The organism is Microbacterium sp. (assembly GCF_039812165.1).
Lineage (GTDB): Bacteria > Actinomycetota > Actinomycetes > Actinomycetales > Microbacteriaceae > Microbacterium.
The window spans coordinates 1-15,047 of record NZ_JBDIAB010000053.1; the positions used below are offsets into that span (position 1 = coordinate 1).

Annotated in this window: 14 protein-coding genes and 1 tRNA gene; 6 read left to right on the forward strand and 9 right to left on the reverse strand. The window is 70.9% G+C overall.

The features are described from left to right. Positions 1-179, forward strand: a 179-nt coding sequence (locus tag WML84_RS06450; RefSeq protein ID WP_347345333.1) for a DUF3097 family protein, incomplete at its 5' end; no start/stop codon positions are given. A 19-nt stretch (positions 180-198) separates the two neighbouring features. Here the strand turns inward: WML84_RS06450 and WML84_RS06455 are convergent. Genes WML84_RS06455 through argH form a run of 7 tightly spaced genes read right to left on the reverse strand, consistent with a single transcriptional unit; the run spans position 199 to position 7,232 of the window. Further along, the gene (locus WML84_RS06455) at positions 199-1,533 is read right to left on the reverse strand and encodes an MmgE/PrpD family protein (protein WP_347345320.1); all 1,335 of its coding nucleotides are present in this window, start codon (positions 1,531-1,533) and stop codon (positions 199-201) included. Beyond that, positions 1,530-2,393 (reverse strand): polysaccharide deacetylase family protein, encoded by an 864-nt coding sequence (locus WML84_RS06460; RefSeq protein WP_347345321.1) that lies wholly within the window; start codon positions 2,391-2,393, stop codon positions 1,530-1,532. The genes WML84_RS06455 and WML84_RS06460 overlap by 4 nt, the downstream gene beginning before the upstream one ends. Continuing rightward, entirely contained in the window at positions 2,390-3,226 is an 837-nt protein-coding gene (locus tag WML84_RS06465) for a polysaccharide deacetylase (RefSeq protein ID WP_347345322.1), read from the reverse strand. Before WML84_RS06465 ends, WML84_RS06460 begins: the two co-directional genes overlap by 4 nt. Further along, positions 3,223-4,089 carry a transporter substrate-binding domain-containing protein gene (locus tag WML84_RS06470; RefSeq protein WP_347345323.1) on the reverse strand — a complete coding sequence of 289 codons (867 nt, stop codon included), beginning with the start codon at positions 4,087-4,089 and terminating at the stop codon, positions 3,223-3,225. The genes WML84_RS06465 and WML84_RS06470 overlap by 4 nt, the downstream gene beginning before the upstream one ends. A gap of 34 nt (positions 4,090-4,123) precedes the next feature. Beyond that, the gene (locus WML84_RS06475) at positions 4,124-4,903 is read right to left on the reverse strand and encodes an amino acid ABC transporter ATP-binding protein (RefSeq protein ID WP_347345324.1); all 780 of its coding nucleotides are present in this window, start codon (positions 4,901-4,903) and stop codon (positions 4,124-4,126) included. Next, positions 4,900-5,790, reverse strand: coding sequence for an amino acid ABC transporter permease (locus WML84_RS06480; protein WP_347345325.1), 891 nt, complete (start codon positions 5,788-5,790; stop codon positions 4,900-4,902). Before WML84_RS06480 ends, WML84_RS06475 begins: the two co-directional genes overlap by 4 nt. Then, complete coding sequence (gene argH / locus WML84_RS06485) at positions 5,787-7,232, reverse strand: argininosuccinate lyase (RefSeq protein WP_347345326.1); 1,446 nt, start codon at positions 7,230-7,232, stop codon at positions 5,787-5,789. Before argH ends, WML84_RS06480 begins: the two co-directional genes overlap by 4 nt. Positions 7,233-7,373: 141 nt before the next feature. Between argH and WML84_RS06490 the strand changes: the two genes are divergently transcribed. The 5 genes from WML84_RS06490 to WML84_RS06510 all read left to right on the forward strand — a co-directional run bounded on the left by WML84_RS06490 (position 7,374) and on the right by WML84_RS06510 (position 11,721). Further along, a complete protein-coding gene (locus WML84_RS06490) occupies positions 7,374-8,087 on the forward strand; it encodes a GntR family transcriptional regulator (RefSeq protein ID WP_347345327.1) in 714 nt (237 codons plus the stop codon). A 45-nt stretch (positions 8,088-8,132) separates the two neighbouring features. Further along, entirely contained in the window at positions 8,133-8,873 is a 741-nt protein-coding gene (gene trmB, locus WML84_RS06495; RefSeq protein ID WP_347345328.1) for a tRNA (guanosine(46)-N7)-methyltransferase TrmB, read from the forward strand. Continuing rightward, positions 8,870-10,153, forward strand: coding sequence for an MFS transporter (locus tag WML84_RS06500; protein ID WP_347345329.1), 1,284 nt, complete (start codon positions 8,870-8,872; stop codon positions 10,151-10,153). The genes trmB and WML84_RS06500 overlap by 4 nt, the downstream gene beginning before the upstream one ends. A gap of 1 nt (position 10,154) precedes the next feature. Next, positions 10,155-11,024, forward strand: coding sequence for a CPBP family intramembrane glutamic endopeptidase (locus tag WML84_RS06505; RefSeq protein ID WP_347345330.1), 870 nt, complete (start codon positions 10,155-10,157; stop codon positions 11,022-11,024). 265 nt (positions 11,025-11,289) lie between these two features. Continuing rightward, positions 11,290-11,721 carry a DUF1622 domain-containing protein gene (locus WML84_RS06510; protein WP_347345331.1) on the forward strand — a complete coding sequence of 144 codons (432 nt, stop codon included), beginning with the start codon at positions 11,290-11,292 and terminating at the stop codon, positions 11,719-11,721. Between the two features lie 8 nt (positions 11,722-11,729). On the opposite strand, the gene WML84_RS06515 is transcribed toward WML84_RS06510, so the two are convergent. Together WML84_RS06515 and WML84_RS06520 are read right to left on the reverse strand one after the other, a co-directional pair. Next, positions 11,730-14,414 (reverse strand): ornithine decarboxylase, encoded by a 2,685-nt coding sequence (locus tag WML84_RS06515; protein WP_347345332.1) that lies wholly within the window; start codon positions 14,412-14,414, stop codon positions 11,730-11,732. Positions 14,415-14,715: 301 nt separating this feature from the next. After that, positions 14,716-14,788 (reverse strand) — tRNA-Arg (locus WML84_RS06520). Between the last annotated feature and the right edge of the window lie 259 nt (positions 14,789-15,047).

Below are 15,047 nucleotides of genomic sequence, written 5' to 3' on the forward strand. Positions count from 1 at the left end.
TGCCCCGCGACGTCGACTGGAAGACGGGCGTCTGCCGCGCGCTCGGCTGGCCGGCGCAGACCCCCGCCGATCTCGCACGGGCGTGGCAGCGGATCCTCGGCTCGGTGCGCTCGTACCGCGATCTCGACCCGGCGCTCCTCGGCCGCGTCGAGGAGCTCATCGACTTCGTGACCGCCTGACCCTTCCGCCGCGGCGCGATCAGCCCCACACGGCCGGCAGGGGGCCGGCCGGCGCGGGGCCGAGGGCGCCGACGTAGCCGACGATCGCCTCCGCGCGATCCCGTCCGATCCGCGGCACCGTGAGCCGGCGGAACTTCTCCTGCACCTCCGCCGCGCTGAACGGCTGCTCCGCGCTGCCGCGAGCGGTCGCCCGTTCGATCACGTGCGTCACCGAGCCCGCCCGGACGGTGACGCGCACCGACGCCGGGTCGGGCAGGGCGTCCGTCTCCACGACCTCGACGCGCCGGAGCAGCCCGGCGACGTCCGCGTGGCCGAAGTCCTCGTAGGCGTCAGGGGAGAGCGGCCGGCCGAGCAGGAGCAGAGCGATCGAGATCGGCAGGCTCATGCGCGCCGCCTCGACGGTCCGCGGCGACTCCGGGCAGATCATCGCCCGCAGGAAAGGGCTCAGCTCGATCGACACCGCCTCCACGTCGCCCGCGGCGAGCACGCCTGCGCGCAGCGCGTCGACCATCCCGTCGAGAGCGGGGTGCGCGCTGCGGCAGGCCGCGTACATCTTGATCGCCGAGTGCGCGGCGTGCCAGCGGTCGCCGAGCCCGGCGACGAGCGCGCCGGGCCGCACGTGCTCGTTCCCATGCGTGTGGAAGTAGCCGCCCCAGACGTCGTCGAAGATCGCCCCGGGCCCGGTCGCACCCGCCTCGGCCAGGAGGGCCGCCAGCAGCCCGGCGCCCGCCGCGTTCGCGACGTGCAGCTGCTTGGTCATCGAGCCGTCCTCGGCGAAGGCCCACGTCCCGGCGCTGGAGCTCGCCGCGATCGCGAGCGCCGACGTGCACTGCGCCGCGCTCAGCCCGAGCGCCCGGGCCGCCGCGGCGGCCGCGGCGAAGACGCCGCACGTGGCGGTGGAGTGCCAGCCCGAGCGGTTGTGCGCGTCGTAGCCGCCGAGCGCGCTCTGCATGCGGCGCCCGACCTCATAGCCCGCGATCATCGAGACGAGCAGCTCGTGACCGGTGCGGCGCCCGGCATCCCGCTCCAGCAGCGCGAGGAGGGTCGGCACCACGACGGCGCCGGTGTGGTCGCACCCCTCGGTGTCGTCGATCTCGGCCGCGTGGGCCGCCACGGCGTTCACCCTCGCCGCGTCGACGAGATCGCGCGGGACGTCGTCGACGAGCAGGCGGACCGTGCCAGGAGCCCGGAACACCCGCGCGGCGACGCGCACGGGCTCACGTCCGTCGCCGGAGACCGCCGCGCCGATCGTGTCGAGCAGGTGGTCCTTCGCCTTCAACAGCAGCCCGGGCGGGACGTCCGCGAGGCGGAGACCGGCGATCCACTCGCCCAGCTCGCTCGCGAGAGCGCTCATGCCCGCTTCTCGACGAGGTCCAGGAAGAGCGCGTACGGATGCCGTCCGTCGTCGGCATGCCGCATCGTGACCGAGCACAGCTCGTCGCAGGTCGCGAACCAGGCGTCGCCCCGCGCCCGGACGCCGCTCAGGAACCGCCGCAGCATGCGAGCGCGTCCTGGGATGCCCATGACCTCCGCGTTCAGGCGGAGATGGACGAGCGTGCCGTAACGCGCCGCGCCGCGGACCTCGTGCCACCAGTTCTCCTCCACGGTCTCGAGCGGAGTGATGCGCGACTGGCCGGGCGGGAACGCGGGGTCGAGGTTGTAGGCGAGGTACTGCTTGTCCTCGAGCTCGTAGCGGAACGGGACCTCGACGAGCCCGGAGCGCGTGAGGGGGAACGGCAGCTCATCGGAGGGCAGCGACGACGACCAGCGGAAGCCGAGGGCGCCCATGGCCTCGGGAAAGCCCGCCGCCCACTCGCCCGCCGGCGTGCGGAACCCGGTCGCCGGCGCGCCCGTGATCCGTTCGATCGCGGCCCGGCCCGACGTCATCTCGGCGATCTGCTCCTCGAGCGTCAGCCGGTCGAAGTCGAGGTGCCGATGCCCGTGCACTCCGATGCCGTGTCCGGCGCGGTGGAGCGCGCGCACGACGTCGGGATGCTCGGCCGCGACGAGTCCCGGGAAGAACCAGTCGGCCTTGAGATCCAGATCGGCGAGGAGGGCGGAGAGTCGCGCGACCCCGTGATCGGGGCCGTAGCGACCCGCCGAGCGCGTCTTCTCGCGGTCGACCGCGGAGGGGTCGTCCGCGAGCAGGGGCAGGTCGCCGTCGACGTCGATCGAGAGCGCGAAGGCGTAGGCGGCGCCGTCCGGCCGGATCATGCGTGCCCCTCGCCCTCGTGGAACTCGGCGGCGACCGCGTCGGCGCGCAGCACGCGGACGTCGTCGCGCGCCATCAGGCATCCGATGAACTCGTCCATGAGCACCGCGCGGCCGGGTGTGCCGATGACCTTCGGATGCCAGATCGTGGACACCGTGAGTCCCTCCTCGGCCGCGGCGTCGATCTCCTCGCGCCAGCTGCGGAAGACCGGCGCATACGCGGCGATCCGGTCGAGACCGCGGGGGAAGTCGGGCGCGCGGTGGTAGGCGAACACCGAGTAGTCGTCGAAGAGCGACTTCGCCGGGATCTCGACGAGGGGGACCTCCCGATGCAGGTAGGGCCGGTCGGCGCCGCGCATCGAGCTGGAGTAGGTGTACCCGAACTCCGCGAGGAGCGGCAGGGTGTCGGGCGCGATGTCGCCCGACGGCGCGCGGAAGCCGAGTGCGCGCCGTCCCAGCACGTCGCGGAACGTGTCCTGGCTCCGCCGCAGGATCGCCGCCTGGTCGTCGCGGTCGCGCCCGTAGAACATCTCGTGCAGATCGCCGTGCCCTGCCATCTCGTGGCCCTCCTCGAGGACGCGTCGGCACAGCTCGGGCCAGGTCCTGACCACCCAGGCGGGGGTGAAGAACGTGGCGAGAACGCCATGGTCCCGGAGGATGTCGAGGATGCGCGGCACGGCGCGGTGGGCGCCGTACGCGCCGAGGGTGAAGTAGCCCGGGCGCTGCCAGATGCGTCCCGTGACCATGGCGTCGCCGGTGGGGCCGTCGAAGTCGAAGGCCAGGACGACCCGGGCGGATACGGCATCCGCCCGGGTCGTCCGTGAAGCGGATGTCACTCGGTGACTCCGTTGATCTCCGGCTCCCGGAGTCCCGCTTCGAGACCGTACGTGGCCAGGATGTCGGCCATGCTGCCGTCGTCGTGCATCTCCTGGAGGACGTCGCGGATCGCCTCGGCGAGCGCGGTGTTGCCCTTCCGGACGGCCGCGCCGAACGGCTGCTCGTTGAGCACGTCGAGCACGATGATGTACGTGTCCGGCGTCTGCTGGTTGAAGTAGGCGAGGTTCTCGGCGCCCTGCACGGCGAGCTGGGCGCGGCCCTGCTCCAGCTGGAGCCGCGCCGCGGCGCCCGAGTCCGTGCCGACGATCTCGATCGGGTCGTGCCCCTTCGCCTCGCACACGTCCGCGCTGAACTTCTGCAGGGCCGGGTAGTAGTCGGTCTTCGTGCTCACCGCGACCGAGGCGCCGCAGGCATCCTCCGCCTTCGTGAAGTCGCCGGCCAGCGCGGGGGTCGTGTAGAAGCGTCCGGTCGAGGAGTAGTAGTCGACGAAGTCGAGGGTCTTCTGGCGCTCGACGGTGTCGGACATGCCCGAGACGACCACGTCGACGCGGTCCGTCCGCACCGAGTTGATGAGCTGGTCGAACTTCTGGTGCTCGAAGGCGACGTCGAGCTCGAGGCGCTTGGCCACCTCGGTCATGATGTCGACGTCGGCGCCCACGAGCTTGTCGCCGTCCAGGTACTCCATGGGCGGGAAGTCGGGGGAGAGGCCGACGGTGAGCGTCCCGTCGACGATGGTCGTGAGGCCGGCGTCGCCGCCGTCGGCAGGCTTGTCGCCGTCGCCGCCGGCCGGGCTGCTGCAGCCGGCGAGGAGCGCGATCGCGGCGCCCGCGGCCGCGACCTTGAGAAGGGTCTTCTTGTTCATGGTGGTTCCTTGATCGTGGTGTGTGTGGATCGGGTCAGAGCACGCGGGAGAGGAAGGCCCGGGTGCGTTCGTGCTGGGGGTTGTCGATGACCGCCGAGGGCGGTCCCTGCTCGATGATCACGCCGCCGTCCATGAAGACGACCCGGTCGCCGACCTCCTTGGCGAAGCCGATCTCGTGCGTGACGACGATCATCGTCAGCCCCTCCTGGGCGAGCTCCTTCATGACCGCGAGCACGTCGTCGACGAGCTCGGGGTCGAGCGCCGAGGTGGGCTCGTCGAACAGCATCAGGTCGGGCGACATCGCGAGCGCGCGGGCGATCGCGACGCGCTGCTGCTGGCCGCCGGAGAGCTGGCGAGGGTACGAGTCCCCGCGGTCCCCGAGGCCCACCTGCGTGAGCAGCTTGAGCGCGATCGCCCTCGCCTCGGCGAGCTTGGTGCCCTTCACGATGCGCTGGGCGTGCGTGATGTTCTCCATCACCGTCATGTGCGGGAACAGGTTGAACCGCTGGAAGACCATCCCCATGGTCGCCCGCTGCGTGGCGATCTGATCCTCCTTCAGCTCGTGGAGGACGTCGGGGTCGCGCGCGTCGCGGCGGTAGCCGATGATCTGGTCGCCCACGTGGACGTACCCGGACGTCGGCCGCTCGATGAAGTTGATCGCGCGGAGGAGGGTGGACTTGCCCGACCCGGAGGGGCCGAGGATGCAGACGACCTCCCCCTTGCTGATGTCGAGGTCGATGCCCTTGAGCACCTCGCGGGGGCCGAACGACTTGTGGATGTCTCGCAGGCGGACGAGAGCGGGCGACGTGTTCACTTGGTCCTCCCGGGGGTGCCGAAGATCCTGGCGATCCGTTGGATCGGGGTGGGCGGGAGCGCCGCGGTGGTGCTGCCGCGCGCGAAGTAGCGCTCGATGTAGTACTGGATGGACGACATCACCGAGACCGCGATCAGGTACCAGATGGCGGTGACGATCAGCAGCTCCATGATCATGTTGTTGACCAGGTAGATGTGCTGCGCCTCGTTCAGGATCTCGGAGGCGCCGATGGCCGATGCCAGCGAGGTCGTCTTGAGCATGCCGATGACCTCGTTGCCGACCGGCGGGAGGATCACGCGCATCGCCTGCGGCAGCACGACCGTGCGCATCGTAGTGATGCCGTTGATGCCGAGGGCCTTGGAGGCCTCGGTCTGACCCTCGTCGACGGAGAGGATGCCGGCGCGGACGACCTCGGAGGTGTACGCGGCCTGGTTGAGGCCCAGGCCCAGGATCGCGGCGATCATCGGCGTGACGAGGTCGACCGTGCGCGCCTGGAGGAGTCCGGGGATCCCGACGAGCGGGAAGATGAGCGCGATGTTGAACCACAGCAGCAGCTGCAGGTAGACCGGCGTGCCGCGGAAGAACCAGACGTAGATCCAGGCGATGCCGGACACGACGGGGTTCTTCGAGAGGCGCATGACGGCGACCAGCACGCCGAGCAGGATGCCGATCACCATCGAGATGATCGTCAGGAAGATCGTGACCGCGAAGCCGGTCAGGATCGACGTGGCGGTGAAGTACTCGCCGACGACGCCCCAGTCGATCTGCGCGCGCGCGAACGCGATGACGATCGAGGCGAGGACCGCGATCGTGATCGCGCCCGCGAGATAGCGCCCCCAGTGTTTGAGCTTCACGACCCGATAGGTCGATTGGGCGATGGCATTCATTCGTTGTCCCTCCTTGGGTCGAATACAGCGAGACAGGTGGAGATCTCGTGCTGCAGGCGTGCGCGCTGCGCGTCCTGCCGCACCGGTGCGGTGCCGTTCGCCCCCGATCGGCGGGCGACCGCCGACTCGAGGGTCAACCTGTCGAGGACGTCGGGCGTGATCCGCGCGTCGATCTCGGTCAGGTCGGCGATGGTCAGGTCTTCGAGGCCGACGCCGCGCTGCTCGCAGACCACGACCGCGCGGCCGGTGATGTCGTGGGCCTCGCTGAAGGGGATGCCCTGCTCGGCGAGCCAGTCCGCGAGCTCGGTCGCGAGCGTGAAGCCCTGCGCGGCGTGCGCGGCCATGCGCTCCGGCACGAGCTGCATGCTCAGCACGAAGCCCGTCATGGCGGGGAGGACGACGTCGAGGACGTCCGAGGTGTCGAACGCGTAGTGCTTGTCGTCGGAGAAGTCGCGGTTGTACGAGAACGGGACGCCCTTCATCACGCCGAGCATGCCGACGAGGTTGGCCTGGAGCCGGCTCGCCTTGCCCCGCGTGATCTCGGGGATGTCGGGGTTCTTCTTCTGCGGCATGATCGACGACCCGGTCGAGAAGGCGTCGTGCAGGCGGATCCAGCCGAACTGCTGCGTGCCCCACAGGATCAGCTCGTCCGCCAGGCGCGACAGGTTGGTGCCGATGGAGGCGCCCGCGTAGAGGAAGTCGATCACGTGGTCGCGGCTGCTGACGGCGTCGATCGAGTTCGCCACCACGTCGCGGTAGCCGAGCTCCCTCGCCATGGCGACCTGGTCGCCGTGGAACGAGCTGCCCGCGAGGGCTGCGGCGCCGAGCGGCGAGAGCGCGCTCGACTCCCACGCCGCAACGAGGCGGCGGAGGTCGCGCGCGAGCGTCTGCGCATGGGCGAGGAGTTGATGCCCGAACAGCAGCGGCTGCGCCGGCTGCAGGTGGGTGAAGCCGGGGACGATCGCGTCGCCGGCGTCGACGGAGCGCGCGATGAGGGCTTGCACGAGCTCGTCGAGCAGCTCCGCGATCGCGGGGACGCGTCCGCGCAGCCAGAGCCGGAGGTCGTTGGAGGTCTGGTCGTTGCGCGAGCGACCGGCGCGGACCTTGCCGCCCACCGCGCCGACGCGCTCGATGAGGGTGCGCTCGAGGTAGCCGTGGACGTCCTCGTCCTTCTCGGACGGGGCGATGCGGCCGGCGACGTGGTCGTCGCCGATCTGCCGCAGAGCCGTCGCGAGGGTCGCGCGCTCGTCGGCGGTGAGGATGCCGCACCGCTCGAGCTCGCCGAGGTGCGCGATGGAGCCGCGCACGTCCTCCGGCGCCAGCTCGAAGGATCTCGCAGGGGAGCGGGAGATCCGCTCGAGCGCCGGATCGGGGCCGCCGGTGAAGCGGCCTCCCCACAGCTTGCCGTCGTCGTGGACGCCGCCCACGTTCTCACTGCTCATCACTGCCGAACTCCTCCTTTGGAACCGCAGGTTGTTGGACAATCACGAATGTCCAACAATCTTGGGACCCAAGTAGAGCGTATTTCGGCTAGCGTTTCAAGCGAATTTCAGGATTTGTTCGACAATATTTCGGGAGGGGCGATGCCGACGCACCCGCGCCAGACTCCGGAGCGCTTCGAATCGCGGGCTCTACGAGCGCGACGAAGGCAGGAGACGTTCACCGAGAGCGCTCCCGCACCCGCCTACATCGCGGAACAGGTGAAGCGGCTGATCCTCGGCGGTGAGCTCGAGTTGGGGGCGCCGGTGACCGAGAGATGGCTCACCGACCGCTTCGCGGCCTCCCGGACGACGGTCCGCGAGGCGCTGAGCCTGCTGGTCGCCGAGCACTACCTCGATCAGGAGCCCTATCGCAGCGCGCGCGTCCGCGCCTACTCGAGCGACGAGGTGCGCGACATCCTCCAGTCGCGCATGCTCATCGAGGGGTTCGCCGCCGACAACTGCGCCCAGGCGTCGGAGGATGATCGGGCCGGCCTCCAGCGCGCCTTCGCGGACTACGCGAGCAGCGTGACGGCGGGTCAGCACGACGCCGCGGCCATGGCCCACGTCCAGCTCCACGTCGCGATCGTCGGCCTGACCGGCAACAAGATGCTCGCGCGCCTCGAGCACGAGCTGATGATCGGCTCGCTGCTCCTCGTCGACATCATCAACTGGAACCTGCAGGACAGCGAGAAGATGTACCTCGAGCATCTGCGGCTCGTCAACGCGCTGCTCGAGCCCGACCCGGTGAAGGCGAGGGCGTTGAGCGACGCCCACGTGGGCATGGTGCTCCACGCCGCCAACGAGCGCATCGCCTAGGGGCGTCCTGCGCGCGTGGGCCGCGCGCGTCGGTAGCCTGGAGGGATGCCGGAGAGCGCGCCCATCGACCCGCCGCGGTTCCGCGACCGGCCGGTGTCGTTCGTCCGCCGCAGCGGCCGCATGAGCGACGGCCAGGAGCGCGCATGGGCCGAGCTCGCGCCGCGCTACCTGCTCGAGGTCGAGCGCGACGTCGCCGCCACGAGCGTGCGCCCCGGCGCCGCGATCGAGCCCGCCGAGGTGTACGGGCGGCGGGCGCCGCTCGTCGTGGAGATCGGCTCCGGCCAGGGCCACGCGATCGTGCACGCCGCGCAGTCCCGTCCCGACACCGACTTCCTGGCCGTCGAGGTGTTCCGCGCGGGCCTGGCCCGCACGATGCTCGACGCCGACCGTGCCGGCGTCGGCAACCTGCGCCTCGTCGAGGCGAACGCGCCCGAGGTGCTCGAGCACCTCCTCCCCGCGGCGAGCGCCGCCGAGCTCTGGGTCTTCTTCCCCGACCCGTGGCACAAGAAGAAGCACACCAAGCGCCGCCTCGTCGCGCCCGAGTTCCCGCCGATCGCCGCGCGCGTCCTCCGCGACGGGGGAGTGCTGCGCCTCGCGACGGACTGGGAGGACTACGCGCGGCAGATGCGCGACGTCATGGCGGATGCCGTGGACTTCGACCCCGCGTTCGACGGCGAGTGGGCGCCGCGGCACGAGGGCCGGGTCATGACCGCGTTCGAGCGCAAGGGCCTGCGCGTGGGGCGCGAGATCCGCGACCTGACGTACCGGCGCCGGGAGCGCACGTGAGCGAACAGGTCTCCGAGCCCGCCGCGCGGGACCGCTGGCGGGCCTTCCGGCCGCTCGGCCATCGCGACTTCCGCATCCTGTTCGGCGCGATCGTGCTGTCGATCTTCGCCGCGGGCATGTGGGCGGTCGTCATGGTCTACGCCGTCATCTCGATCGGCGGCGGCCCGCTGCAGCTGTCGCTCGTCGCCACGGCGAACGCGGTGGGGCTGCTGGCCTGCGCGATCCCCGGCGGCATCGTCGCCGACCGCGTCTCGCGCCGCCTGATCCTGCGCGCCGTCGAGGTCGTCAACGTCGTCGCCACCGGCTCGGTCGTCGTGGCGGGCTGGTTCGACGCGGTGACGATCCCGCAGCTGGTGGTCGTCTCGCTCCTCCTCGGCGCGAGCGCCGGGTTCTTCTTCCCCGCCTACAGCGCGTTCCTGCCGCGCATCCTGCCGCAGGAGCACCTGCTCGCCGCCAACGGGCTCGAGGGGGCCATCCGCCCGGCGCTCCAGCAGGCGGCGGGACCGGCGACCGCCGGCATGCTGCTCGCGGCGCTCATCCCGAGCCACGCCGCCGGCGCGGTCATGGCGGCGCACGTCCTCGCGCTGGTCCTGCTGCTGTTCCTGCGGCCCGAGCCCACGGCATCCGCCATCGGCGTGGAGGAGACGACGCCGCAAGGCATCGTGCACGACCTCAAGGAGGCGGTCTCGTTCACCGCGCGGACGCCGTGGCTCCTGTGGACGCTGCTGTACTCCACCGTCTGGGTGCTCGTCATGCTCGGCCCCGAAGAGGTGCTGCTGCCGTTCATCACGCGCGACCGATTCGGCGACGACCCGCGGCTGTTCGGCTTCCTCCTCGCGTTCTTCGGCGCCGGCGGCGTGATCGGGTCGATCTTCGTGTCGTCGATGAGGCTGCCGCGGCGCTACCTGACCGTCATGACGCTCGTGTGGGGCGTCAGCACGCTGCCCTACATCGTGATCGGACTGACCCACTGGTACTGGCTCATGGCGGTCAGCTGCTTCCTGAGCGGGTTCGGGTTCAGCTACGGCAACGTCATCTGGGGCACGCTCCTGCAGCGGCGGGTGCCGCGTCACATGCTCGGGCGCGTGTCGAGCCTCGACTTCTTCGTGTCGCTCGCCCTCATGCCGGTGTCGATGGCGCTCGCCGGTCCGGTCGCCCAGGTCGTGCCGATCCCGGTGATCTTCGTCGTCGCCGGCGTCGTCCCGTTCGTCCTGTGCTTCGCCGTCATCGCCCTCGCGCGCATGCCGCGCGACGAGCTCGCCCACCCCCTGGACCGCTGACATGACCGCCCACACGAGCCACGGCGAGCGACCGCTCGTGTCGATCGCGAGCGTGCCGGCGCTCCTCATGTGCCTCGCCGCGCCGGCGTTCTTCGTCGCGCGGATGCCGTGGGCCGGGGGTGCGCTCGTGGCCGCCGCCATGGCGGGCGCCGTGCTCGTGGAGCGCCCGTGGCGCCGCGGACGCGAGGCGACGGCATCCGCCCCCTCGCTCGTGCGCGACCTGTCGCTCATCGCGATGGGCCTCGTGATCGTCAACGCGATCGACCTGCGCGCCGAGCTCGACGACCTCGCCATGCTGCGGTTCACGCTCGCGCTCGGCGGCGCGGTCGCGGTGCCCTACGCGGTGTCGCGCTGGGTGTACCGCGACCGCGCGATCCGCTTCCCGTGGCGCGGCGGCGAGCGCTGGCGGCCGTGGCAGTGGGCGTGGCTGGGCGGCGTGCTCGTGCTCGGCTGGCTGATCCTGCCGTTCTACTTCATCACGTCGGGCGTGTACCAGAACTGGCCCGTGGTCGACACGCCCGACCTGGTCGCGCGGCTGTTCGTCGGCGTGGGCGCGGTGGGCATCTGGGACGAGCTGTTCTTCATCTGCACCGTGTTCGTGCTGCTGCGGCGCCATTTCGCGGATGCCGCGGCCGGCGTCCTGCAGGCGATCGTGTTCGTCTCGTTCCTGTGGGAGCTGGGCTACCAGGCGTGGGGACCGGTGCTCACGATCCCGTTCGCGCTGCTGCAGGCGGTCATCTTCGTGCGCACCCGCTCGCTCGCCTACGTCGTGGCGGTGCACCTGCTGTTCGATGCGGTGGTCTTCGCGGTGCTGGTCTACGCGCACAACCCGGGACTGTGGGACGGCCTGTTCCTGGTTCCGTCGCCCTGACCGGGCGGGCTGGAACTCTCACGTTCAGGTGGAGGTCGAAGCGAGTTCGCAGCGACCTCTTGACTGTACGCGGGCGAGGAGTAATTTGAGTGACGCGAAGGAAAACAGAGACGAAAGTTCCCGTCAGGGTTCCGGACACAGAGACCGAGACCGCATGATGATCGCCCCCGGGCGTGGCCTTCGGGCCCGTTTCCCGGGGGCGATCTTCGTGTGCCGACGACCTCTTGCGGGTCGGTGACGCGGGGGCGCCCCTACACTGGGCGGCGTGGAGCGCATCGAGACCGTCTTCCTCGGCGTCGCGGTCGGGTTCGAGATGATCGGCGCCGTCGCGATGGTCGTCGGAGCCGTCATCGCGGTGGTGCTCGGCATCCGCTCGCTGCAGCGCGGCGAGGGCGGCGCGACCGCGTTCCTGACGCTGCGCCGCACGCTCGGCGGCGGCATCCTCCTCGGCCTCGAGGTGCTCGTCGCGGCCGACCTCATCCGCACGATCACGTCGAAGCCGTCGATCGAGGACGCCGTCATCCTCGGCATCATCGTGCTCATCCGCACCGTGCTGTCGATGACGATCCAGATCGAGATCGACGGCGTGCTGCCGTGGCGCCGCGCGCTCCTCACGAGCGGAGCCGCCGTCGTCGCGGGCGAGATCGCGAGAGGCCGCGCGGTCGCGCCGCCGCCGGACGCGCGCGACCCGCGCTGACGCCGTGCTCAGACGAACACTCGGTAGCCGCTGCTCTCGTGGTACCCGTGGATCTCGCGGGTGTCGAGCGCGTCCATGTAGTCGAGGATGCCGAGCGTGAACACCTGCCCCGGCACCAGCACCGGGAACCCGGGCGGGTACGGCGTCACGAAGTTCGCCGACACGACCTCCTCGCCGCGCTCCAGCCGCTCGCGTACGCGCGCCGAGGGCACGAACTCGCACGCCGTCGGATCGTACGACGCGTAGTACGCCTCGCGCACGTCGCCCGCACCGCCGCCGCGCTGGAAGCGGTCGGCGAAGCGGCTGAAGTCGGGCAGCGGCGGCACCTCGTCGGGCTTGCGCGCGTTCGCGCGGTGGTCGAGGCCCAGCGAGCGCTCGTGCTCGAACTGGTTCGCGATCTTCACGAGCACCTCGATGAGGTACGCGACCGAGCTGCGGTACGTGCCGATGTTCGTCATCAGGAGCACGCTCGTGCGGCTCGTCTTGTTCACCTGGATGCGGTGGCCGTCCATCAGGTAGTCGTGCTTGAACGTGTCGCCGTCGACGCCCGTCGCGCTGATGTCGAGCGTGAGCCGGCTGGGATCGACGACGAACTCGTCGTCGCGCCACGAGGCATCCCACGCGGCCAGGCCGATGCGCGCCGGGTTCGCGCTGTCGCTCTTGCGGTACTCGCTCGGCACGAGCTCGCGCGTGCCGAGCACGCGGAAGTACTTCTTCAGGAGCGGATGCCGCGCCACCGCGTCGCGGATGCTGAGCGCGAGCTCGGTCTGCCGCTGCACGAGCGCGTAGCCCTCGAGCTCGACCTGGCGGCGGCCGATGTCCATCGACGCGATGATCTGATAGTTCGGCGACGTCGACGTGTGCGTCATGTACGCCTCGCTGAACGGCTCGATGCTGAGCGAGACGAAGTCCTGGTCGAACACGTGGATCATCGATCCCTGCCGCAGCGACGTGAGCGTCTTGTGCGTGGACTGCGTCGCGTAGACGCGCACGCGCGCCTTCGCCGGGTCGGGGATCAGCCGCGTGCGGATGAGGGCCTCCGCCCTGTCGTCGGGGCCGCCGGCATCCGTCAGCTCGTCGAGCGCCGCCTGCTGCTCCGCGTGCCGGCGCTTGTAGGCCCGGTCGGCGAACGCGGCGTGCAGGTCGTGCGCGGCCTGCATCGCCGTGCGCCGCCGGTAGATCGGGTGCGCGCACGCGAACGCGAACCAGGCCTCGTCCCACAGGAACACGAGGTCGGGCTTGATCGCGAGGCACTCCTCCATGACGCGGCGCGGGTCGTACACGATGCCGTCGAACGTGCAGTTGGTCAGCGCGATCATCTTGACCCGGTCGAGCATGCCCGCGTCGCGGAACTCGAGCAGGCGCCGCTTGAGCGCCTCGATCGGCACCGCGCCGTACATCGAGTGCTCGTCGAGCGGGTACGCCTCGAGGTAGCTGACGTACGCGCCGGCGAGCACGAGCGAGTAGTGGTGCGACTTGTGGCAGTTGCGGTCGACGAGCACGATGTCGCCGGGGGCGATCACGGCCTGGTGGACGATCTTGTTCGCCGTCGACGTGCCGTTGGTGACGAAGTAGGTGCGCTGGCTGTGGAACGCGCGCGCCGCGTTGACGTGCGCCGCGCGGATCGAGCTGCGCGGCTCGAGCAGCGAGTCGAGCCCGCCCGCGGTGGCGGAGGTCTCGGCCAGCAGCAGGTTGAGGCCGTAGAACTCCTCGAGGTCGTTGATCCACGGGGAGTCGTGCACCGAGCCGGCGCGCGAGATGGGCATGGCGTGGAAGACGCCGGCGGGATGCCGGCTGTACTCCTGCAGCGCGGTGAAGAAGGGCGTCTGGTAGCGCTGCCCGATGCCGCCCAGGATCGACGAGTGCAGGTCGATGAACTGGTTCCGTCCGAAGATGCGCTGGAACCGGCCGGTGAGCGTGCTCGCGAGGGACTCCAGCGCGACGCCGGCGAGGAGGTACACGTCCAGCTCGGGACGCAGCTCGCCGATCGTGGAGGCGAGGCCCAGGATGCGGTCGGCGGCGCGCGGCGACGACACGCGCGAGCCGAGTCGGGCCTTGACGAACCCGGCGAGCTGGCGGCTGAGGCGCCCGATCGTCTCGCGGCCGAACCGGGGGGTCAGGAGGCACGCCTGGATGTTGGGGTTGACGATGACGGCGGCCACGGCGTCCTCCGCCGTCGGCACGAAGTTCACCTCGTACGCGAAGTCGTCGGTCGGGCGCCGCTGGGCGAGCAGGGCCTGCCGGAACTTCTCGGTCTCTTCGAACGGGCGGTCGTCGACGACGAGCACCTCGACGATCGTCGACATCGCCGGGTCGAGCGCGGACGGCAGGCCGTCCTCGTCGGAGGCCGTCGGCTCGGCCTCGGGGCGGATGCCGTGCTTGAGGAAGATGTCGTTGACGCCCTCGACGAGCTCGCGCGCCTCGTGGTAGCCGCCGCGCTCGGCGAGGTCGCGGACGGCGTTCAGGACGCGCACGCCGGGGACCGCCCAGTAGGGCTCGAGCGAGGAGAGGAGCCCCATGAGCCGGGAGATCTCGGCGGCGCTCGGCGGGCGGCCCGCCGAGCCGCGCTCCTGGTGCCGCGCGCTCTCCGTGAGGGCGTACCCGAGATGCTCCCACGCGTCGCGCCGGATCCTCCAGGCGCTCGACGGGGTCCCGATGCCTCGGGCGTTGGCGGTCGGCGATGCCGGGGTCATGTGTCGTCACCCTTCGCTGTGCTCGCGGGCGTCGTGCGACCGAGGTCAGCGCGCTGCGGCGGGCGGGGCGACCGTCCGGGGTGCGCGCGTCGTCGGGCACAGGACTCCTGGTTCGAGCCTATGGCTCCCAGCATCCTTTCAGCGAACGCGGCGCGCGGCATGCCGTGGCGCGTCGACATCGCTCGTGGTCGAGACGCCCCGCGTCGGCGGCATGAACGCACCCGAGGACACCGCCATCAGCGAGGTCGAGTTCTGGGCGCGCTGACCGACGTGCGAGAGAGCTCGGCGGTGAAGAGAAGTGTGCCCCCGACAGGAGTCGAACCTGCGACCTACGGTACCGGAAACCGGCGCTCTATCCACTGAGCTACGGAGGCGTACCGATCGAGACTATCACCGCGCCGGGCACGATCCCGCCGTGCCCGGGCACCCGCCCGCGGTGGGCGGAGGAGGGCGGAGGGGGCCGGCATCCGGCCCCGCGTCCGCGCCCCCGCGCGGCGTGCGATCATATCCTCGTGCTGCGCTCCGTCACCGCCGACCTCGACCTGGAACTGGGGTCGTCGGTCGACCTCATCTTCCAGATCACGGCGGCCCAGCACGTCCCGCTCGTGCACGAGGAGCTCACGTTCACGCAGG

Excerpts from the sequence above, each read along its gene's own strand:
- trmB (WP_347345328.1), top strand. The coding sequence starts at position 8,133 with ATGCCGGAGAGCGCGCCCATCGACCCGCCGCGGTTCCGCGACCGGCCG.
- WML84_RS06480 (WP_347345325.1), bottom strand. The coding sequence starts at position 5,790 with ATGAATGCCATCGCCCAATCGACCTATCGGGTCGTGAAGCTCAAACAC.
- WML84_RS06490 (WP_347345327.1), top strand. The coding sequence starts at position 7,374 with ATGCCGACGCACCCGCGCCAGACTCCGGAGCGCTTCGAATCGCGGGCT.
- WML84_RS06515 (WP_347345332.1), bottom strand. The coding sequence starts at position 14,414 with ATGACCCCGGCATCGCCGACCGCCAACGCCCGAGGCATCGGGACCCCG.
- WML84_RS06505 (WP_347345330.1), top strand. The coding sequence starts at position 10,155 with ATGACCGCCCACACGAGCCACGGCGAGCGACCGCTCGTGTCGATCGCG.
- WML84_RS06455 (WP_347345320.1), bottom strand. The coding sequence starts at position 1,533 with ATGAGCGCTCTCGCGAGCGAGCTGGGCGAGTGGATCGCCGGTCTCCGC.
- WML84_RS06460 (WP_347345321.1), bottom strand. The coding sequence starts at position 2,393 with ATGATCCGGCCGGACGGCGCCGCCTACGCCTTCGCGCTCTCGATCGAC.
- WML84_RS06470 (WP_347345323.1), bottom strand. The coding sequence starts at position 4,089 with ATGAACAAGAAGACCCTTCTCAAGGTCGCGGCCGCGGGCGCCGCGATC.
- argH (WP_347345326.1), bottom strand. The coding sequence starts at position 7,232 with ATGAGCAGTGAGAACGTGGGCGGCGTCCACGACGACGGCAAGCTGTGG.